The 20,552-nt window shown below is 56.8% G+C and carries 18 protein-coding genes; 10 read left to right on the top strand and 8 right to left on the bottom strand.

The genetic code is table 11. From position 1 onward, the window contains the following. Nucleotides 1-6 precede the first annotated feature (6 nt). Nucleotides 7-753: a carboxy-S-adenosyl-L-methionine synthase CmoA gene (gene cmoA, locus AC2IBB_RS11965; protein ID WP_486333078.1), complete on the top strand. Its 747-nt coding sequence runs from the start codon at nucleotides 7-9 to the stop codon at nucleotides 751-753. Continuing rightward, nucleotides 750-1,724: a tRNA 5-methoxyuridine(34)/uridine 5-oxyacetic acid(34) synthase CmoB gene (gene cmoB, locus AC2IBB_RS11960; RefSeq protein WP_486333077.1), complete on the top strand. Its 975-nt coding sequence runs from the start codon at nucleotides 750-752 to the stop codon at nucleotides 1,722-1,724. The genes cmoA and cmoB overlap by 4 nt, the downstream gene beginning before the upstream one ends. Nucleotides 1,725-1,769: 45 nt before the next feature. On the opposite strand, the gene AC2IBB_RS11955 is transcribed toward cmoB, so the two are convergent. Continuing rightward, entirely contained in the window at nucleotides 1,770-2,564 is a 795-nt protein-coding gene (locus AC2IBB_RS11955; RefSeq protein WP_486333076.1) for a methyltransferase domain-containing protein, read from the bottom strand. Nucleotides 2,565-2,711: 147 nt separating this feature from the next. Between AC2IBB_RS11955 and AC2IBB_RS11950 the strand changes: the two genes are divergently transcribed. Next, on the top strand, nucleotides 2,712-3,161 hold the full coding sequence (locus AC2IBB_RS11950) for a CopD family protein (protein ID WP_486333075.1): 450 nt from the start codon (nucleotides 2,712-2,714) through the stop codon (nucleotides 3,159-3,161). Here the strand turns inward: AC2IBB_RS11950 and miaA are convergent. Further along, a complete protein-coding gene (gene miaA, locus AC2IBB_RS11945; RefSeq protein WP_486333074.1) occupies nucleotides 3,158-4,075 on the bottom strand; it encodes a tRNA (adenosine(37)-N6)-dimethylallyltransferase MiaA in 918 nt (305 codons plus the stop codon). The two genes, AC2IBB_RS11950 and miaA, sit on opposite strands and share 4 nt — an antisense overlap. 99 nt (nucleotides 4,076-4,174) lie before the next feature. Here miaA and AC2IBB_RS11940 point away from each other — a divergent pair, with 99 nt between their 5' ends. Further along, nucleotides 4,175-4,567 (top strand): DUF6455 family protein, encoded by a 393-nt coding sequence (locus AC2IBB_RS11940; RefSeq protein ID WP_216739085.1) that lies wholly within the window; start codon nucleotides 4,175-4,177, stop codon nucleotides 4,565-4,567. Here AC2IBB_RS11940 and AC2IBB_RS11935 read toward each other — a convergent pair. From AC2IBB_RS11935 to AC2IBB_RS11925, 3 genes are read right to left on the bottom strand one after another with little or no spacing between them, the layout of a single operon-like run. Further along, nucleotides 4,524-5,417: an RluA family pseudouridine synthase gene (locus tag AC2IBB_RS11935; RefSeq protein WP_486333073.1), complete on the bottom strand. Its 894-nt coding sequence runs from the start codon at nucleotides 5,415-5,417 to the stop codon at nucleotides 4,524-4,526. The genes AC2IBB_RS11940 and AC2IBB_RS11935 overlap by 44 nt on opposite strands. Beyond that, nucleotides 5,404-6,432 carry a class I SAM-dependent methyltransferase gene (locus AC2IBB_RS11930; RefSeq protein ID WP_486333072.1) on the bottom strand — a complete coding sequence of 343 codons (1,029 nt, stop codon included), beginning with the start codon at nucleotides 6,430-6,432 and terminating at the stop codon, nucleotides 5,404-5,406. Before AC2IBB_RS11930 ends, AC2IBB_RS11935 begins: the two co-directional genes overlap by 14 nt. Beyond that, complete coding sequence (locus AC2IBB_RS11925; RefSeq protein ID WP_486333071.1) at nucleotides 6,429-7,043, bottom strand: flavin reductase family protein; 615 nt, start codon at nucleotides 7,041-7,043, stop codon at nucleotides 6,429-6,431. Before AC2IBB_RS11925 ends, AC2IBB_RS11930 begins: the two co-directional genes overlap by 4 nt. Nucleotides 7,044-7,202: 159 nt before the next feature. Here AC2IBB_RS11925 and AC2IBB_RS11920 point away from each other — a divergent pair, with 159 nt between their 5' ends. Then, complete coding sequence (locus AC2IBB_RS11920) at nucleotides 7,203-7,541, top strand: chalcone isomerase family protein (protein WP_486333070.1); 339 nt, start codon at nucleotides 7,203-7,205, stop codon at nucleotides 7,539-7,541. Nucleotides 7,542-7,627: 86 nt separating this feature from the next. After that, nucleotides 7,628-7,747, top strand: coding sequence for a cytochrome c oxidase subunit CcoM (gene ccoM / locus AC2IBB_RS11915; RefSeq protein WP_486333069.1), 120 nt, complete (start codon nucleotides 7,628-7,630; stop codon nucleotides 7,745-7,747). Nucleotides 7,748-7,771: 24 nt separating this feature from the next. Here ccoM and AC2IBB_RS11910 read toward each other — a convergent pair whose 3' ends face one another. Further along, nucleotides 7,772-11,650, bottom strand: coding sequence for a translocation/assembly module TamB domain-containing protein (locus AC2IBB_RS11910; RefSeq protein WP_486333068.1), 3,879 nt, complete (start codon nucleotides 11,648-11,650; stop codon nucleotides 7,772-7,774). Beyond that, nucleotides 11,650-13,413, bottom strand: coding sequence for an autotransporter assembly complex protein TamA (locus tag AC2IBB_RS11905; RefSeq protein ID WP_486333067.1), 1,764 nt, complete (start codon nucleotides 13,411-13,413; stop codon nucleotides 11,650-11,652). Before AC2IBB_RS11905 ends, AC2IBB_RS11910 begins: the two co-directional genes overlap by 1 nt. A 364-nt stretch (nucleotides 13,414-13,777) precedes the next feature. Between AC2IBB_RS11905 and AC2IBB_RS11900 the strand changes: the two genes are divergently transcribed. The 3 genes from AC2IBB_RS11900 (at nucleotide 13,778) to AC2IBB_RS11890 (ending at nucleotide 18,767) form a co-directional block, all read left to right on the top strand. Further along, nucleotides 13,778-14,896: an efflux RND transporter periplasmic adaptor subunit gene (locus AC2IBB_RS11900; protein ID WP_486333066.1), complete on the top strand. Its 1,119-nt coding sequence runs from the start codon at nucleotides 13,778-13,780 to the stop codon at nucleotides 14,894-14,896. 27 nt (nucleotides 14,897-14,923) lie between these two features. Further along, nucleotides 14,924-17,992 (top strand): efflux RND transporter permease subunit, encoded by a 3,069-nt coding sequence (locus tag AC2IBB_RS11895; protein ID WP_486333065.1) that lies wholly within the window; start codon nucleotides 14,924-14,926, stop codon nucleotides 17,990-17,992. 151 nt (nucleotides 17,993-18,143) lie between these two features. After that, nucleotides 18,144-18,767, top strand: a complete 624-nt coding sequence (locus tag AC2IBB_RS11890) for a LysE family translocator (RefSeq protein WP_486333064.1) — start codon at nucleotides 18,144-18,146, stop codon at nucleotides 18,765-18,767. A 16-nt stretch (nucleotides 18,768-18,783) separates the two neighbouring features. Here AC2IBB_RS11890 and ubiT read toward each other — a convergent pair whose 3' ends face one another. After that, nucleotides 18,784-19,368, bottom strand: a complete 585-nt coding sequence (gene ubiT / locus AC2IBB_RS11885) for a ubiquinone anaerobic biosynthesis accessory factor UbiT (protein ID WP_486333063.1) — start codon at nucleotides 19,366-19,368, stop codon at nucleotides 18,784-18,786. 138 nt (nucleotides 19,369-19,506) lie between these two features. Here ubiT and ubiU point away from each other — a divergent pair, with 138 nt between their 5' ends. Continuing rightward, on the top strand, nucleotides 19,507-20,505 hold the full coding sequence (ubiU, locus tag AC2IBB_RS11880; RefSeq protein ID WP_486332673.1) for a ubiquinone anaerobic biosynthesis protein UbiU: 999 nt from the start codon (nucleotides 19,507-19,509) through the stop codon (nucleotides 20,503-20,505). Nucleotides 20,506-20,552: the final 47 nt, after the last annotated feature.

The raw sequence follows: 20,552 nt of genomic DNA, 5'->3' as shown, positions 1-20,552 counted from the left end.
CGGAACATGAGCGACAGCAAAGACCGAATCTACCAAGACGCCAAAGGCGCCGTCGGCGCCTTCGAATTTGATGAGCGGGTGGCGCACGTATTCACAGATATGATCAACCGCTCGGTGCCCGGCTACGCCATGATGCTGGAGATGATCGGCGTTATTTCCCGGCGCTACGCCCAGGCGGGAACCCATTGCTACGATCTGGGCTGTTCACTAGGCGCTTCTACCCTCGCCATCCGCAGCAACCTTGAACATTTTAATGAGTCCGACGACAAGCCCAAGGTGATAGGCGTCGACAACTCCGCCGCCATGGTGGAGCGTTGTCGAGTGAACATGGAGCGCATGCCCAGCGTCATCCCCACAGAAATTCTCTGTCAGGACATCCAGAGCACGCCCATTGAAAACGCCTCCATCGCGGTCATGAACTTCACGCTGCAGTTCATTCCTATGGCGCAACGTGAAGATCTGCTGCATCGCATCGCGGTCAACATGAAAACTGGCGGCGCGATGGTGCTGTCCGAGAAAATCGAGTTCGCCGATGCGGATAAACAGCACACCCTGTTCGATCTTCATCATGACTTCAAACGTTCCCGGGGCTACAGCGATCTGGAAATCGCGCAGAAGCGCAGCGCCCTGGAAAATGTCCTGGTGCCGGAAACCGTCGAGGCGCATATTGAGCGTCTGCAACGAGCCGGGTTCAGTCAGGCTTACTTATGGTTCCAATGTTTTAACTTCGTTTCTTTTCTGGCAATAAAATGATCCGTTTCGACGACTTCCTGGCCCACGCCGATAAAAACCGTCTGCAGCGCTTTATCCCCGACTTCGAACGCGTGTTGGATGAGCGCTATTACTCTCGCACCCATGGCGACTATGAAGGCTGGTGGAACGCCTTGCAGCAACTGCCCACCGTACAGGCGAGCCAAATGCAGTTCAACGTCGACATATTGATGGTCGGCGCGGAAGCAGACCTTGGTCCAGAAGCGCGAGAGTCGCTGATTAAAGGACTACGCGGCCTGCATCCCTGGCGCAAAGGCCCCTTCAATTTCTTTGGCGCCCATATCGACACCGAATGGCGCTCTGACTGGAAATGGACCCGCGTCGCCCCGCATTTAAGCCCATTGAAAGATCGCTTTGTGCTGGATGTCGGCTGCGGCAGCGGCTACCACTGCTGGCGTATGCTGGGTGAAGGCGCGCAGTTCGTCCTCGGCGTGGACCCTTCCCCCAAGTTTCTGTTCCAGTTTCACTGCGTCAAAAAATACGCGCCCACCGCGCCGGTTTATTACCTTCCCCTGCGTTCAGAAGACCTGCCTCCTAACATGGGCGCCTTTGATACAGTCTTCTCCATGGGCGTGCTTTACCATCGCCGCTCGCCGTTCGATCATATAGATGAGTTGAAAGCGGCCCTGCGTCCAGGCGGAGAACTGGTGCTGGAAACACTGGTCATTCCTGGCGACGAAAACAGCATCCTGACCCCGCTGGATCGCTACGCGCAAATGCGCAATGTCTGGTTTATCGGCAGCTCTCTGGCCACTAAACGCTGGCTGGAGCGGTCAGGTTTTGAGGATGTTCGCATTGTGGATGAAGGCGTCACCTCTCTGGAAGAACAACGCCAGACGGACTGGATGACCTTTCAGTCACTCAAAGACTTTCTCGATCCTGAGGACTTCAGCAAGACAGTGGAAGGCTACCCCGCCCCGGCCCGTGCGGTGTTGGTGGCCAGGAAGCCTTAATCGGCGGCCTAAACCGCAAGGGCTGTCGGTAGACCTGCCCCAGCCCTACTCCTTCCGATACAACACATGAATATACCGGCCCAGGGAAAGGTAGGGTTCTTTCTGGGAGTGGGCGCGCTCCATTTCCAGTACGTCTTCATAGCTGCGCTCGCGGGCGACGTGTTTTTGCATGAAGTCGTAAAAAGTGCGGATGCCTCGTTTGCAAACCTGTCGCATGCCCGCCTGCTCCAACCAGCCGTAGACCTCATCGGGATCAAGTGGATTCTGTGGCGTCAGGCCGCCTTTACGGTGGCTCCAGTTGTTCTTCTTGAGTTTGCGGAAATTGCCCTGCAGCAGATTGCGGTAAATCAGGCTATTGCGGTTATAGAAAGCCAGGGACAGCAGGCCGCCGCTGCGTAACTTGCTTAGCGCCTGCTCCAGGGCGGGGCGTGAATCATCCATCCACTCCAGCACTGCGTGGACGATTATCAGGTCATAGGGCCCCTGGAGTTGCGGCAGAACGTCCTGCATCGGGCCTTCACGCCATTCTTCGCAGGCCTGCGCCGCTCCCAGGGACTCCAGATTAGCGCGGGCCGCCGTCAGCATCTCGGCGGACAGATCGGTCAAAGTCAGGCGATGTCCCGCCTGCGCCAAGCGTCCGCTGATCATCGCCGCGCCGCAGCCGATATCTAAAACTCGCCAGGCGCCCTCTCCCAATTGTTCCGCCAAATGGGCATCCAGGTCTTCGTTGATCAGATCCAGTCGCAAGCGCCCTTTGGGGGTGCCGTAAATATTATTCTGAAAGCGCTCTTTCAGTTCGTCGAAGTTGTGCCCCGGGGAACCCTTTGAATCTTCTTGCATTTTGGGAACTTACTGTTGAATCGAGATTGATGTTGACGCGTATAATACCACTACTGCGCACAAAGCCCTCGACAGGTTATTGAAAAGCCTTCGAAAAAACGTCGCCGCAATATCAATCGCTTCAATGCAACAAGGATACGCTTCACCATGCTTTCGCTACTTAAAATACTTCATGTTCTAGCGGCCCTGGGCTGGGTCGGCGGTATGTTTTTCGCCTATTTCATTCTGCGCCCTACTGCGGCGGAGCAGTTGCAGCCGCCTCAGCGCCTGCCGTTGTGGTCGGAAGTGCTGACCCGCTTCTTCCGATGGGTGTGGATCGCCGTGTTGACGCTCTGGGGCTCTGGCTTGGGCATGCTCGCCCTGTGGGGTAGTAAACCGCCGTTGTATATACATGTCATGCTGGGCGGCGCACTGGCGATGACGCTCATTTTCATTGGCGTGTTTTTCTTTCCATTTCGCAAACTGAAGACCTGCACCCTCGAAAAGACCTGGAGCGAAGCCGGAGCGGCTTTAAATCAAGTTCGTCAAGCGGTGCTGATCAACCTGTGCCTGGGGGTCGCCGTAGTTTGTATCGCCGTCGGAAAGTGGCCGTTTTAAGCTTCTCGCCGCAATAAGACGAGCGCTTTATCCAGTGGCGCATCGTCTGCTTCCAGCCAGTGAATGGCGACGCCCTGACGCTCCATGCGACGGAACCATTTCACTTGCTGGCGGGCGAAGAGATATATCGCGGACGCCAGTTTTTGCATCATGTCATTGCGGTTAAGCTGCTCCTGCAGATACAACGCGACATAGCGGTACTCTAACCCCAGCTCATCCAACTGCCGCCAACTCAAACCCGCCGCCCGGAGGCTTTCCACTTCGTCAATCAAGCCTTCGTCCAGACGAGTTTCCAGACGTTCGCGAATGCGGGCGCGCAATCGGTCATTGTCGCAGTGCAACCCGATCACGACAGGATCGATACTGATCTGCACACTGGGACTGTCTTCATTCAGCTCTGCGTAGGCAATCTCAATCGCCCGCAGCGTGCGCTCACGGTCCTGGGTGTCAGTGGTGTTATGCAAGGGTCTCAATGATGCCAGCAGCGCATTCAGTCGTTCTTGATCGTGATGTTTGAGCCGTTCCCGCAGCAGCGGATCGACAGGCGCTTCGACCAGTCGATAACCACGCAGGATCGCATCCAGATACAACCCAGAGCCGCCGGCGATAATAGGACGCATCTCTCTTGTTTCCAGATCATCGAGTGTCCGCTGCATGACGCGGAGGTAGTCAAACAGGCTGAACGGAGTCCCCGGATCAACAATGTCGATCAGGTGATAAGGCGTATCGCCGTAATCCTGCAAATCCTTGCCGGTTCCAATATCCATACCCCGAAACACCTGCCGGGAATCCGCAGACACCACCTCTCCCCCAATGGCGCGCGCCAGCCCTACGGCGAGCCGCGTCTTTCCGCAGGCAGTGGGCCCAAGCACCACTATGGGCCTGGCGTTAGGGTTTTCGTTAGCGATACTCATCTGTGACTCTTTTCTTGATTTCGGACAGCCTTCTCCCCCAGGAAGCAATCTAATCTATGCTTATATCAGACCCTGTTTACCTGAGCACGGAGTATGGCAATGATGAAAATAACCATTATCTGGATGGCCGTCGCCGCTGTATTTATGCTGCCAACCATGATGGTGCTGGCGTTTATTTTTCGCAATTCACGCACAGCGGACCTGTATTACAACGGGCTGGCCAACCGGGTGGAACAAGAGCGCCTGGGCCAGATGCTGAAGCAGAAAGGCGTCGACACCGCGCATTATGTTCGGGGCTCGTCTTCCGTCGAGGTGTTCAAAGCCATTCAAAACTGTCGCAACTGTTCCGAAAAAGCCCACTGTGGAGAACACCTGCAACAGGAAAACGCTAACTTGGGAGTCCCCGACTTCTGTCCCAATCATGACGCCATCGCCGCCCAAGCGCCTGTCAGCGCTGATGAGCCCAAGCCGGAAGCAACCCCTCCGGCATAACTACTCGCATGGCCCGGCGGCGCATGGGACAGTTAAACGCCAGTTCCATCGCCGCCAGCATCAAACCGTCCTTGTGTTTGTTGCCGGAACCATAACGCGGGTCGCCCAACAGGGGATGCCCCAGATCCGCGAAATGGCGTCGAATCTGATGTTTACGTCCCGTAATCAGTTTGACCCGCACCAGACTGGAATCCGTCGCTTCGTCATAATGCTGGACCTGGTAGTAACTCAACGCTGCTTTGCCGTCCACAGGAAAGTCGATTTCCCCCTGCTCTTGCGCCAGTCGCCCTTTTACCCGCGCCAGATAGAACTTATCTAACGCATTATTCTGCAGCAGCGCGCCAAACCGCCCCGCCGCCGCTTTATTATGGGCAATGATCACCAATCCCATGGCCTCGCGATCCAGGCGATGCAGCAGGAACACCTGCCGCTTGCTTTGGAAATGCAGTTCCACCATGCGCAGCAGGCTGCAATGGTCGCCCCATTCGGAGCCCTGCGTCAGCAGCCCGGCGGGTTTGCACCAGATGGAATAAGCGTCATGATCCGCCACCAATGTGGGCTGCGGACTGTTGAGAGAAAGAATCTGGGGATCGTAATTCAGCTCCAGCACATCGCCAACCGCCAATGCGGATTTGGCTCTGCGCAAGCGCTTCTGCGGCTTGCCGCCGCGCTTCCACCAGACGGCGCCTTTCAGCATGGCGTCTTTGACTTTTTGCTTCGATAAGCCGGTCTGCGCAGCCAGCCAGGTAGATGCATCCGCCACCGCCTCGCCGACGATCAGCTTACGACGCCAGCGACTTTGCGCGTCCACTTCCCCGCCCCCGGAACGCCAAACATTATCTGACGGCATGGTACACCTTGAATCGGCTGTTCTCGAACAGAACCCGCACCGGACCAACATGGGCTTCGATCCAGTCCGGGTATGGCAGGAAACGGTTGGCCACCAGGGTCAATGAACCTCCCGGCTTAAGCACGCGAGCGCAATCGCGCAGAAACTGCTGGGTGATGCGCGTATCCTGCTTCACCCCCTGATGAAACGGCGGGTTAGTGACAATGGCGTCTACGCCGGGCTGCACCTCAGCAAGCCCGTCTGAAGCATAGATACTCAGCTCCGCGCTGTTGGCTTCAGCCGTGCGCGTCGCGCTTTTCAGCGCCAGCAGATTGATATCCGTCAGCTCTACCGATGCTTTGGGATAGCGCTTCTTCAAAGTCGTTCCAATAACGCCGCAGCCGCAACCAAAGTCCAGAAAACGCCGCCCGCGCAATTCCGGCAGAGACTCCAGCAGCACTTGCGTTCCCTCGTCCAGACGGCCAGCGCTGAAGACTCCCGGCAACGTGAAGAGTTGCAGGGCGCCCACTTTATCCTGCGTGAGTTCGTAGGCGCGCCAGAACTCGTCTTGTTGCGGCCGCCAATCGCTCGCTGGCGTCAGTTGCCAAACCTGGCAGTGACGCGCCGAGTCCACCTTGGCGGCGTCCCAGCCTTCTTTCGCCAGACGCTTGGCGGCGCTCTCTACGCCTTCGCGCTTTTCGCCCACCAGCCAGGTATGCTGTGCGTGTTTCAGTGCCGGCGCGACAACGGACAACATCAGATCCAGCATTTCTCTGGCCTTCGGCATAAACAGGGCGATCTGATCCCATTGCCCGTCCGCAGGCAACGCCAGATCCGTAAATAACCGCTCTTCCGCTACGGCGCCCCGGCAGGCGTTCACCGCTGTGTGATCCCAACTCAGAACACTGACCTCTGCGCCAGTCTGGCGCAGATCCGCCGCAATGGCGTCTGCGGGCGGCGAGCACAATAATATCCGGCCGCTCAACTGCTCACGTTGGCGTAAAAGCGCTTGGCTGGGATTGCTTAACTGATTCATGCAGGCCTCGGAATACTGATAACTTCGCCCAATGTGGCGTATTCATCCGCCCCCAGACGGGACAGCGGATTCACCTGCATTGCATCTACTTTGAGTCGACCTTTGGCGTCCGCCGTCATCACGCTGTCATCAACAAACAGCTTTTCTATATTGAGCAGCACCATCGCCTGAGGCACGCTGCCCAGCTCCACCACTTCCTGCACCCGGCACCCAAACGCCAAACGACATTCCGCCAATCTGCCCAATTCAAAACCTTCGAAGTCCACCAATGACAGATTAAGCCCTTGCAGCTCGGACTCGCCATAAGGCAGCGTCCGGGACGAGTCCGTCACCGCCTGCGCCATTTCGCGACCGGCGATATGCACCGTGCAGGGCGCGCCAACCTGTAAATTGCTGCGCGTATCTTTCAGCTCTCCGCTGGGCTTTTTACCGATGGAAATGGCGATGGTGGGGGGCGCGCTGGAAATCGCGGTGAAATAGGAAAACGGCGCCAGATTCATGCCTCCATCCTCATTGCGGGTCAGCGCCCATGCAATGGGACGAGGGATGATGGTCTGCGTCATCCAATGATAGATTTTGGTCGCTTCTAGTTGTTGGAAGTCAATGTACATGGGGGACTCTGTCGCGTTGCGGTGGCTTGAGGTTGCTAAAGCCCGCTATTTTAAGCCCGCCCGCCTCTTTTTTCTAACCTTTACGAAGAGTTGGGGAAAGAATGAGGCGCCACGCGCCGCTTTCTGGTCTTTGTCAACGTTTATGTCGTCGCATTATATGTGGAGCGTACGACTCACGAAGCGCCAGTTCTGTTAGCCGATGAAGGATACCGGCGTATGGCGTTCACCATGTTGCGGGACGTGCGCGGCCGCAAAATCGCTGACGCCTTTTACGAAGGCATGCGCCTGAACATCAGTAAACAGCAGGCGGAAGACATCCCCGGCAAAAAGCTGTTCGACGCCATTCTTTCCATATGGATTGGCGACTATCCCGTCAGTCGGGACTTCAAAGCCGGCATCCTGGGGGCGCCCCAACAGCCGGCGAACCGAATGGCGGAATCGGAATTGACTCCGGTCAATATACGCGTTACCAAAGCGTTGGCCGCTGAGAGGGGTTGATCTGGATCAAACCCGCTAAGGGGCCCCCTCGCCATAATCCAACTAAAGTTCACGTTATTATCGATCAGCCAAGTTGGAGATCCATTATGTACATCGACGAAACCATCATCGCGGGATTACTGGTAGTGGGCATGACCATCGCGTTTTTCGGCGGTGTTTATGTCGTGCTGAAAAAAGAGAACGACAAACACCAGAAACGTCACTGATTACTGAACGCAGCCTCTGTTGCGTCAGTAATCCTGTTTCCACTGCAGTTCAACACCGCCGAAGCCGGATTGACCGCCGGTGGTGGTCTCTAGGTTGAGGTTGGGGTTCAACTCCACCTCGACGGAGCCTTTCCACGGCTGCGATGGATCTGGGGTACGCTCCAGCTCCAGATAGACGCGTTCAGTCAGATATTTGCCCACGCCGACGGACACGCCGCTGCCGTTGTCGGTTTCCTGCGTGTCGACGGACAGTGTGTCGACCCCCAGTAAATCACGGGTGGTGGCGATGGGATCAAAGAAGCTGCCGCCTTCCCCACGCAGCGTTTGCACCGCCGCCGCCAGGCGATACGCCTGAATCGGCGTGATATTGCGCACGGACTTGCCGAACATAAGTTGCGACAGGATTTCGTCTTCCGGCAGGGGCGGGTTCGAGCTCAGGTTCACCTTCAGCGACGCCAGCGACCCAGACAGCTCCGCCCGGTACTCCGTGTCCTTGCTGGTGTAGACGCCGACGATAAACATAGTGAAGCTGTCGTTTTCAAACAGCACTTCCCCTTCCTGTAAATCAAATTTCTTACCGAACACCTCAAAGGTGCCGCGCAAGGTTTCAAAGTTGCCGCGATAGGAAGCGGACTCCAGCGGCCCTTTGGCGAATACGCGCCCTTTAAGTTCCGCTTCCAGTCCGCGCCCGCGAAGAAAGGCCTGCTGGTTGACGACCAGACGGATATCCAGAGCAACCTTGGGCAGAGGCAGGATGCTGTCTTCCTCCAGCACTTCTTTAGCGACCTCGCGCACTTCAATCTCAGGAATGTCACGGCCCAACGCCGCATCCAGCATCATGGCGAAAGGCAGAACCTCGACTTTTCCACTCAGTAACAGATTTTTGAAGTCTCCTTCCAGCGTCAGTTTGCCGGACACCGCGCCTTCCATGTCGGAACGACGCAGAATACTGGCGTTTGTGGCGATCAGCTGCAGCGCTATCGGTTTATCTCCATTTTCCTCGCCGCGTTTCAGCTCGCTCCAGTCCACGTGACCAAGCAGTTCTAACTTACCGACGCCGCCATCGCTGGCGGAACTGTCGCTCAGCGTCATTTTGCGGCCTGCAAAAGCCAAATTGGCGTGGGCGTCTTTAAATAAAGTGCTGGTGATGCGGTTTTCGTAAAATCCATCCTGCAGTTTTAAGTCGCCATTCAATAAAGGATCGCCAAGAACGCCCTGGGCGGAGAGGTTAAGATTCAGGTCGCCGGAAAAGCGGTGAATATCCGGGTCCAGCAGGAAGTTCAGCCAACGCGTCTCCAGATTGCCCGCCACAGATACATCCAGCGGGATCTTGCGTACGTCCAGCTCGCCTTGCAGCTGATTGAAGAAATCCAGATAAGTCCGCGCATTGATATCCAGCTTCACTTCGCCAGTCTGCGCGTCGTCTTTCTTGACTACTGTGAGCAACGATAAGGTTTCATCTTCCCGAGTGGAGATGTCGGTATGTAACTGCAACGGATACTTCTGCTTTCGCCCCTTGTCGTCCATTCCCTCGATGTCTGTGGAATAGGCGAAATATCCATCTACTTTGGGTTGTTGTAGAGAACCCTGCAGTCTCAGATCAGTGTTGAGCACCCCATGCTGCATCTCCCAGCCAAAAGCCTGCAAACTCTTTGTGTTCACACCAGAACCATGCAAAGAAACATCAAAGCCGTCAGGCCGCCACCAGCCGGACAGATCAACGCGTCCGGCTTCGCCCAGGTTCGCGCTCAAGGAGGAAACATCCACGCCCTGCGTCCCACCTGAGCCTTCTCCGCTTACCTCAAACGGCAGCGTTGAATAGCGTCCGGCGGTATGCAGACGACCGGAAACTTTCGGATTGGTAAATGGCCCTTCCACATGTAAATCCGCATCCACATCCCCGCTCAATTCCGGCGGCAGCGCCACATCCGCCAAAGCGGCCAGGGAATACGGCAGCTTACTCGCGGTCACATCCAGATTCAGCGTACTCTTGGCGATGCTGACTCGTCCCGAACCTTCCAGGGTGGCGAGATCGGTCTGACGACTACTATTGTCGTCAGCGCCCTCTTGACTCTCGCCCTCTTTACTTTTTTCACCCGCAGGCTTTCGGGGCAACTCTGCACGAAATGCGCGGAAATTCAGCGCATCGGGAGAGCCTGACAGGTTTGCGCTCACCCTAAAAGGCTGCGCTTTGAAGCTGCCCGCCGCCTGCGCCACACCCGAGAACTCCGGTTTAGTGAATTTACCTTTAACCTTAGCGTCGACGCCAATCAGTGTGGGTCCCAGTTCCGGCGGCAGTTCAACTTCCAGTTTGCTGAGCAGATCCAAAGGAATTTTGCCGCCTTTGGCGCTCAGGTCGAGCAGCGACTTGCTCCAGACGATTTTGCCGGAAGCGGTTACCCAGGCTTCCCCCGTTTTCACACGCGCATCACGCAACGTTACCGAATGAATATCGCCTTTAACCCCGCCCTGCACAGTAAAGGGAAGGTCCAGATAGGCGCCGCGAGCAGCCACTTGTCCCTCGTAACTTGGAGAAACGTAGGGGCCTGTCACCGAAACGTTGGCGGCCTCCGCAAATAACGTTAAGCCTTCCGGCGGCGCGATCTCCAACAGGCTAAGGTAACTCAGAGGAGTCTGCGCCCGGGTCACGCGAATATTCAACGTCTCCGCCGCCAGATCCACCGTCCCACTGGCTTGCGCCTGCAGCTCGTCCAGGCTGGCGGTCAAGGAGTCCACGACTATTTTGTCTTTACCGCCGCTGCCGCGTACGGAGGCGATCAGCGGCTTACCGCCAAAGTTAGTGCGCACGCTGGCGCCGCCCGTAACGTTCGGATCATTGAGAGAGCCCGTGGCGCGCAGGCTGGCGCTGAGGTTACCGGAGCTGAAATCTTTGGTCCAGGGCGCCAGCACATCCAGCGGAAAGCGATCAATATCCACTTGCGCGTCCAGCTCTTCATCCGTCACTCGCCCGCGGACTTTCTGCAGGCGCTGATCGATGTAGATATCCAGTCCATCGGTTTGCACCAGCAATGCGTCCAGATTCACGTCCACTTTTCCTGATGCGCGCAGGTTGTGGCCGAACAGCGGGGCTTTCAATTGTTGCAGATCGATGCCGTAAGCAGGTCCCGGTTGAGAGCCGTCAGCGGCCTGGTCAGTGGCTTCTGACTGCGCTATCACCGCTTTCAGCTCCACATCCAGCGCCTGCCAGGCGGGCATCTTCGCCAGACCGCCCAGCCAGCCGCCCGCCGGCTCATTCAGCATCGCCGTCAGCGTCAACCGTTTTTGCTCATCCCATTGAGTGGTGATGGCGATCTGCGCCGGCTTTTCCTCAAGCGTCCCAGCGTTAAGCTCTAAAGTAAGGGGCACATCCGTCCAGTACAGTGTGCCGGAGCCATGAATCTTCGCAGCGGGAATATCGTCCATCCCCGGCGCTTTGATCTTTAACCGCAGTAGAGACAGCTCATCCAGCGCCACCGGCCACATGGCGGTGGTTCCAGAATCCGACGTGTCTTCATCTTCCTCTTCACTGGACTCAGGCAAGGTATCAACCAGATTTATGTACAGATCATCCGCAGACAGGTTGTCCACATGCACCCGCTGCGCAAACAGGCTGTTGATATCAACCTGCAGATCCAACGCCCGCGCCCGCACCAGTTGCTTCTCGTTGAGATAGACTTCCAGCAGTCCAAAACTCCAGTGACCAAGATCCGGACTGCCGACGTCTTCGACTTCAATTCGGATGGGCGAGCCTTTCAACGCCAGCGGCAACCCTTTGCCCAGCATCCAGACGCGGCCGCTTTCACTACCGACAAAAGTCACCGCCAGCAGCAGCATGAATACAATCAGGCTCATGATCAGGGAGAAAAAATGAGCCGGCCAACGCACCCACCACTTGCGCAGCATCAGAAAGCCTGCCCTATGCTGATATACAACTGAAAATTATCATCCACGTCGTCTCTTGGACTGAGCGGAACGCCCACATCAAAGCGAATCGGCGCAAAGAAAGTGAAATAACGCAGGCCGATGCCCGTCCCCCATTTCAACTCTTCTCCGGGCTGTAAATTGGCGTCGTCAAAGGCGAAGCCGCCATCTACAAAGAGAACTGCGCCCCAGCTGTCGGAAAAGCGAAAACGCGTCTCCACGGACACCTCGTTAAAAGAGCTGCCGCCAAATGGGTCGTCTCCAGTAATCCGGCTCAACGACTGGTAAGGATAACCGCGTACGGAACCGCCGCCGCCCACATAAAAGCGCTCATCCGCGGGAATATCTGCGGTGGAGCGTCCGGATATTGTTCCTGTCGCCGCGCGCAACGCCAGCGTCGGCTCCCAGTAAAAAGAGTCCGCTGTCAGATACGTACTGGCGGAGAAAGTGGTTTTCACAAAGCGACGAGACGTTTCCAGAGTATCGATATAGGGCTGAATCCCTGCGGAAAGAATATACCCTTTGCGGGGGTCCAGCAGATTATCGGTGGTATCCAGCTTCAAGGTGAACGGGAAAGACACCAGACCGAACTCCTCGGTCACTCCTTCATCAGTGATTTCACTGTATTTCAGTTGCGTCCCGATGGAGCCGGACAGAATATCCGTAAACTGACGCTTGATTGTCAGGCTGGTCTGGGCGCTGAGGGAGTCATAGGCGTCCAGCTCTTTCTTGGTGAGATCGCCGTTCAAAATCGCACTTTGGTCGTCTCGAAAGAAGTTCGGCAGCGTCAGCTCCCCTTCCACGGTGCGACGCACCTGAGACACCCGTCCGCCCACTTCAATCTTCTCGCCGGCGCCCAGAATATTGCGATGCTCCCAGCCCAGGGACAAACCGACGCCCTCATCCGTGCTGTAACCGATACCCGCTTTACGCGTGCGGTGGTTGCGCTCCTGCAAGTTGAAAGAAGTGTTCACGCGCCCGTTATCCGGTTGCGCAATATTGGTCTCGATACGCGCTATCAGATTGGTCTTGAGCAGGTTCAAGCGCGCCTGATCCACCCGCGCCCGGTTAAAACACTGCCCCGCTTCGTAACCCAGCTTATTGCGCAAGTACTCTTCCTGCACGGTGGTCAACCCGGTTATAGCGATCTCCCCAAAATTGACGCTGGGGCTCGGCTCCATGCGATAAACGACCGTGGCGGAGTGGTCAGCGTGATTTACTTCGGCCACATAGCTGAGCTTCACTTCGTAATAGCACGCGCTTTCCTGAATATATTTTTTCAACGCATCCTGAGTGTCCAGGACATCGGACGCCACCAGCGCGCGTCCCTCTCGCAGCGGCCAAGTAGACGCCCTGGGCATTTTCAGCGCGTCCGGCACGTCGAAGGTAATCTTTTGCACTTTGTACAGAGGGCCGGGGGTGAGCAGATAGGTCACCCCTTTGTCATCGTCCTTCAGACGATACTCCACCGCGCCGGCATAGTAGCCCTGGGACCGCAGCAGACGTTGAATGATGTCTTTTTCGTAGCGGGCGATTTTGACCGGATTGGTGTACTGCTTGAGCGTGAGGTTTTCGTCCCGTTGCCGGTCCAGCTCATCCTCCACCAGAGACTGCAGCTTGTCGTTGTTCTCCACCACCACTTCATACTTGAGCTTGTCTGAAAAGAACGGAATGTCGATGGCGTAAGAGGTCCCGGAAATGGCCAGGATAAATGTAAAACTAGCTAAACACCTTAGTAAACGCATCAGGTTGAAATGGCTATCCGAAATATAAAGTCAGGTGATGGAATTGCTTCGTCCTATGAGACTCGGCATTTTGCGATAATTTTCGATGTCCTTCTAGATGAAACCGCAGGAATTACCCGTATTTAATAATGCCTGGAGGTGACAATCATGTTTTATCCGTTAACATAGGGCGGCTTTGCCTTTATCCAGGAACAGTTGCGAAAAGCACTTACAATTCAAAAGGATCAGGAAGAACTGGAACTCAGCGATTGCAATCAACGAACGTCGGGCCAACGCCCTCTTACCCATCGCCAGCATACAACTTTTCCCGGCCGCCCTCTGGCCGGGCCCGGACATATACAAGTAATCATATAGGGAGAACTTCATGGCTAAACGCATGACGATAATGATTGTCGTACTTGCTGTCGTCTTTGGTGGAATATTCTACTTCCTGGGCTATCTGAAGCCGAAAATGATGGGCGAGTACTTCGCCAACTTTCAGCCCCCGCCTGTCACCGTTTCCTCTGAGAGCGCCCGCACGGAAAAGTGGACGCCCTTCTACAGCTCCATCGGTAACGTCATCGCCGTGCAACAGGTGACGGTGACTTCCGAGGAAGCAGGCGTTATCAAGTCCATGCCGATTTCTTCCGGCGCCCAGGTCAACGCCGGCGACCTGTTAGTGCAGCTGGACACCGACGTGGATGTAGCGGAAATAAAAGGGATGCAGGCTTCCGCAGAACTCGCGGAAGCCACCTACAAACGCGATCAAAAGCTTTTAGAGCGTAATGTCGCCAGCAGCCTGGACTTTGAAACCAGCCGCGCGCAACTGAAAAACGCGCAGGCGCAGGTGGAGAGCCAGCGCGCCCGCATCAACAAGAAGAGCATTCGCGCGCCTTTCAAAGGCACATTGGGCATCCGTAAGGTCAATCTTGGCGAATATGTGCAGCCGGGAACGCCTATCGTCACCTTGCAGGATTTGTCCCGGGTGTACGTCAACTTCGCTCTGCCTGAGCAGCTATTCAGTCAAGTACATAACGGCCAGCAGGTCGAGGCTAAAGTGGCGGCGTTCCCAGAGCGCACTTTCAACGGCAAGGTCACGGCCATCGATGCCCGCGTAGATCAGCAAACCCGAAATTTCACTATTCAGGCGACTTTCGAGAATCCCGACCAGGCCCTGCGCCCCGGCATGTTCGCGGAAGTGAAGCTGTTGCTGGGCTCCGAACGCGATGTGATTACGGTTCCCTCCACTGCCCTGGAAGCCAAGCTGTATGGCACCTCTGTATTCGTGATCAGCAAAGCGTCCACAGAAGGCCAGGCCGCGACTGAAGACACGCAGGAGAACCTGGTGGTCGAGCGCCGTTATGTTGAGACGGGGCTGTCGCAGGACAACTGGACAGAAATCACCAAAGGCCTGGAGCCCGGCGACTCGGTGGTCACCGCCGGTCAGCTAAAACTGCAGAACGGCTCCCACGTAAAAATCAACAACAACGTGGAACTGCGCTGATCCGCACCGGTAAACAAGGAGAAGCCTATGCGTTTTACCGATATATTTATTCGCCGCCCGGTGCTGGCGTCCGTCGTCAGCCTGATTATCCTGCTGTTGGGCCTCAACGCCCTGAAAACCCTGCAGGTGAGGCAATATCCGCAATTGGAAAATGCGGTCATCAATATTTCCACCGCTTACCCGGGGGCCAGTTCCGAGCTGGTGTCGGGGTTCATCACTTCGCCTATTCAGCAGGCCGTGGCGAGCGCCGAGGGGATTGACTATCTGACCTCCTCCAGCAACCAGGGCTCCAGTCTGGTGGCAGTGCATCTGAAACTGGGCTTTGACTCCAGCACTGCGATGACGGAGATTCTGTCCAAGGTGGCGGAGGCTCGTCGTCAGTTGCCGGCGGATGCGGAAGAGCCAGTGATCCAGAAATCCACCGCCGGCACCACCGCGCTCATGTACGTCAGCTTCTTCAGCCAGGACATGAGCGAAGCGCAGATCACCGACTATCTGAAACGCGTCGTGCAGCCCCAGCTGGAAACCGCTGATGGCGTGGCCAAAGCGGAAATTCTCGGGGGCAAAACTTTCGCCATGCGCGTCTGGTTGAATCCGCAGAAACTGGCGGCCTTCGACCTGACGCCTCAGGATGTCGCCCGCGCCGTCGGCTCCAACAGCTTTCTGTCCGCCGCCGGCGCGACTAAAGGCCAGTACATCACCGCCAACATCACCGCCGATACGGACTTGCACAGCGTGCAGGAGTTCCAGCAACTGGTGGTGAAACGGGATGACGCCACCCTGGTGCGCCTGCAGGACGTCGCCACTATTGAGCTGGATGCGGAAAGCGACGATTCAGCCGTGTACTTCAACGGCAATCGCGCCGTATTCATGGCCATCACATCTCTGCCCGCCGCCAACCCACTGGAGGTGATCGACAATATCTATGACCTGATGCCCGCGTTGGAGAAGCAGTTGCCCAGCGCTCTGAACGTCAAAGTGGCTTATGACGCCACTAAGTTTATTCGCGACTCTATCAACGAGGTTATCAAGACAGTTGGTGAAGCGACGGTCATCGTTATATTCGTCATCTTTTTGTTTCTGGGCTCTTTCCGCGCCGTGTTGATTCCGGTGGTGACCATCCCGTTGTCGCTGATAGGCGTATGCTTTTTCATGCTGGCGCTGGGGTACTCCATCAACCTGCTGACCCTGCTGGCGATGGTGCTCGCTATCGGTCTGGTGGTGGACGACGCTATCGTGGTGGTGGAGAACATTCACCGACATATCGATGAGGGACTGTCTCCGTTCAAGGCCGCCATCATCGGCGCCCGGGAAATCGCCACGCCAGTCATCTCCATGACCCTGACCCTGGCGGCGGTGTACGCGCCGATTGGCTTCCTCGGCGGACTGACGGGGGGCTTGTTCAAGGAGTTCGCTTTCGCGCTGGCGGGCGCCGTCATCATTTCAGGAGTCATCGCGCTGACGCTGTCGCCGATGATGTGTTCCAAGCTGATGACGGAAACCAACAGCAAGATGGCGATCTGGCTGGATGAGGTATTTGAAAAACTCCGAGGCGCCTACCAGCGTCGCCTGCATAACGCGCTCAACTATCGCCCGGTCACGCTGGTGATGGTGCTGACGATGCTGGTGAGCTGTTTTTACCTGTATCAGCTGTCCAACAAAGAGCTGGCCCGGGACGAAGACCAGGGCATCATCTTCAGCATGTCCACTGCGCCGGTGAGCGCCACTCATGACTATGTGGCCGCCTATACGGACGAGGTCATCAAAACCATAGAAACCTTCGATGAAAGAAATGACTATTTCATCGTGCAAGGCGCCGACGGCGCCGCTAACAGCATGTTCTCAGGAATGATTCTGAAGACCTGGGGCGAGCGCGAACGCAGCCAGATGGATCTGGTTCCCATCATGCAGCAGCGCATGGGGGATATCGCCGGTTACCAGTCGGTGTCCTTCAACCTGCCCACCCTGCCCGGCTCCAGCGGCCTGCCCGTGCAGTTCGTCATCACTACCGCACAGGATTACAAGGTGCTGTATGAGTTAGGTCAGGAGCTGCTGGACGAAGCGCGCAAGAGCGGCAAGTTCTTGTTCGTTAATTCCGACCTGAAGTTCGACAAGCCCACCGCGCATATCTCCATCAACCGCAGCAAGGCGGCGGAACTGGGCATCAGTATGCAGGATATAGGCGCCGCATTGGCGACCATGTTGAGCGGCGGCTACACCACCCGCTTCAGCGTGGAAGGCCGCAGTTACAAGGTGATTCCACAGGTGCTGCGGGAATACCGCGCCACGGCGGAGCAACTGGACGACTACTACGTGCGCACCGCTTCCGGCGAGCTGATTCCGCTCTCCACTATCGCGGAAGTCACCAAAGGCGTAGAGCCCAACAAACGCGGGCAGTTCCAGCAGTTGAACTCCATGGTGGTGGAAGGCGTGATGACGCCCGGGATCAGTCTGGGCGAAGCACTGGACTTCCTGGATCAGAAGGCGCAAACCATCTTCCCGCAGGGCTATGGATATGAGTACGCCGGACAGTCCCGACAGTACAAGCAGGAAGGCAGCGCGCTGATCTTCACCTTCTTCTTCGCCCTGTTGATGATCTATCTGGTGCTGGCGGCGCAGTTCGAGAGCTTCCGCGATCCGTTCATCATTCTGGTGAGCGTGCCAATGTCATTGCTGGGCGCGTTGATTCCTATCGCCTTCGGTGTGACGTCAGTGAATATCTACACCCAGATCGGTCTGGTGACGCTCATTGGTCTGATCACCAAACACGGCATATTAATTGTGGAGTTCGCCAACCAGTTGCAGGTGGAACAGGGACTGAGCAAGCGTGAGGCCATCGAGCAGGCCGCCGGCATTCGTCTGCGGGCGATTCTGATGACCACCGCCGCAATGGTGGTAGGCGTGTTGCCTCTGCTGTTCGCCAGCGGCGCCGGAGCCGTCAGTCGTTTCGATATCGGTCTGGTGATCGCATCCGGCCTGTCCATCGGTACGATCTTCACACTGTTTGTAGTGCCCACCATGTACATGATCCTGGGCACGGACCACAGTCAGGTCGAAAAACAGGAAGACGTGGACGGCGAGCTGTCTCACGCCTGATCTCTCCGACTTAGCCTCCGGCGCCCGCCGGCGCCGAGGCTCCATTGAAAAAAAGCAATTATCGGGCGGCTGCGGCTTGCCTGATAATGGCTTTTCTGATTTATTCCCCTAACGCCATCCGCTATCCCATCGCTTTCAGGACGACTGCTGTATGACCGACTATTCCGTGCTTCTGGTGTTTCTCTCCACCTGCCTGTTTGTGTCCGCCACCCCGGGCATGTGTATGACGCTGGCGTTGACGATGGGATTAAGCATTGGATTGAAGCGTACGTTCTGGATGATGTGGGGCGAGTTGGTCGGCGTTGGTATTGTCTCCGTCGCCTCTGTCATAGGCGTCGCCACCTTGATGCTGCAGTACCCGCAGGTATTCGCCGTTATGAAATACGTTGGCGGGGCCTACCTCGCCTATCTTGGCGTGCAGATGTGGCTATCCCGAGGCAAGATGGCCATTCCCGAAAAAATGGAGGATACCCGCGTCGCCAGCCCCACAGAGCTGGCCACCCAGGGCTTTGTGACGGCGATTTCCAACCCCAAGGGCTGGGCGTTTATGGTGTCGCTGTTGCCGCCCTTTATTTCGACCGACGCCCCGATGGCGCCGCAACTGGCGACCCTGGTGTCAATCTTGTTGATAGTGGAGTTTTTCTGCCTGGTGTTATACGCCAGCGGCGGCCGCACGCTGCGCCACTTCCTCCTGCAAGGCGATAACGTCCGCTTGTTGAACCGCATCGCCGGAACCCTGATGATCGGCGTTGGAGCCTGGCTGGCGTTTTTCTGACGCCGGCTTTCAGACGTCAGGAGGTTTGCGGCGCAACGGGAATCTTATAACTCAGCGCCGCCGCCAGATCCCGTTTGGAGGCTTCCCAGTAAGCAGCGACGGAGGAAGCCAGCTCCAGCAGCTTATGGACGGGCGCAGGCAGGTCGTTAAGATCGCCGGTATCCAGCAGGTTTTTCATTTCATGCCCCAGCTCCGTATCACCGAGAATCACAATCCGACGTTGAAAAAACAACGTATCCGGGTCCATCCTGCGGCCAGCAATCAGGGCGAAGGCGGCGGAATCGCCCCGGATTTCCGTATCCGCCGTTTCCGTTAGCGCCACTCTGATGGAGCGATCCTCAGCAAGACTCAGGCTCCAGCTCAGCTCCAAATCCACCACCGTCACTTTGACCCAGCGATGAATAAGAGAGTCGAACTCTCCTTCTCTGATCGCCTCACCGAAACCGTCCTGCAGCAGCTTGCGAATAAGCGCTGCCTGTAGCGGAAACGGCGTGCGCGCCAGGGGATGCAGAAGATAGCGCCCCGGCCGGCGCACCACCTCTGTCAGCGCAGGCAGCGCGGCGGCGAGTTCTTTGGATAATTGCAGCGGGCTTTTGAACATGAACATCAGTCTCCCTTGTCGCAGCGTTTAGTCGTCGTTATTAAATAGACTCGGGACCCCGGGCATATTGATTTCCATCAAATCCCTCACACAGCGCTTTTGCTACCTTACTCGCATTTGCCGCCCTGGGAGTATGCAATGGAGCTGGTTTGTCCGGCGGGAAGTCCTCCCGCTCTTCGCGCCGCCGTGGATAATGGCGCTGACGCTGTTTACATCGGATTCAAAGACGACACCAACGCCCGCCATTTCGCCGGGCTGAATTTCGACGACGCCAAAGCTCAACAGGCGCTGGCTTACGCCCGCGACCGCGGCGTGAAGCTCTTCGTCGCCATCAATACCTATGCGCAGTCCCAAGGTTGGGAGCGCTGGCGCAACGCAGTGGATAAAGTCGCCGGATTACAGGCGGACGCGCTGATCGCCGCCGATATTGGCGTCATGGATTACGCCGCCCGCCAGTATCCCCAGCTTAACCTGCATCTCTCCGTACAGGGCTCCGCCACCAACTATGAAGCGCTGCGCTTCTATCATGACCGTTTTAATATCAAGCGAGCGGTCCTGCCCAGAGTCTTGTCCTTGCCGCAGGTGCGGCAGGTGGCGTCGCACAGCCCGGTTGATCTGGAAGTCTTCGCTTTCGGCAGCCTGTGCATCATGGCGGAGGGACGTTGTTATATGTCGTCCTACATGACCGGCGAATCGCCCAACAACAGCGGCGCCTGCTCGCCCGCCAAGTTCGTGAAGTGGGAGCAGAAAGACGGACGCCTGGAGTCCCGCCTAAATGGCTCTCTCATCGATCGCTTCGAAGCGGACGAAAACGCCGGTTATCCCACTTTATGCAAGGGACGCTTTGACGCTGGCGACAGCCATGCATTCCACGTTTTTGAAGAGCCGACCAGCCTGAACACCCTCGATCTCATTCCAGAACTCGCTGCGACCGGCGTCAAGGCGGTGAAGATAGAAGGCCGACAGCGCAGCCCGTCTTATGTCGCACAGGTCGTGTCCACTTGGCGTCAGGCGCTGGATTGCTTCCAACGCGAACCTGCGGCGTTCCAATGTCAGCAAGATTGGCTGGAGGCGTTACAGGCGCTGTCAGAGGGCGCGCAAACCACATTGGGCGCGTATTCACGTCCCTGGCAGTAAATCAACGGGCGCATACCTCAGGTCGCGTATGCCCGAACCACCAACAG

The organism is Hahella sp. NS-SX17 (assembly GCF_057367735.1).
The sequence above is the reverse complement of the archived record's forward strand: the minus strand, read 5'-3'. Positions and strand labels throughout refer to the sequence as shown.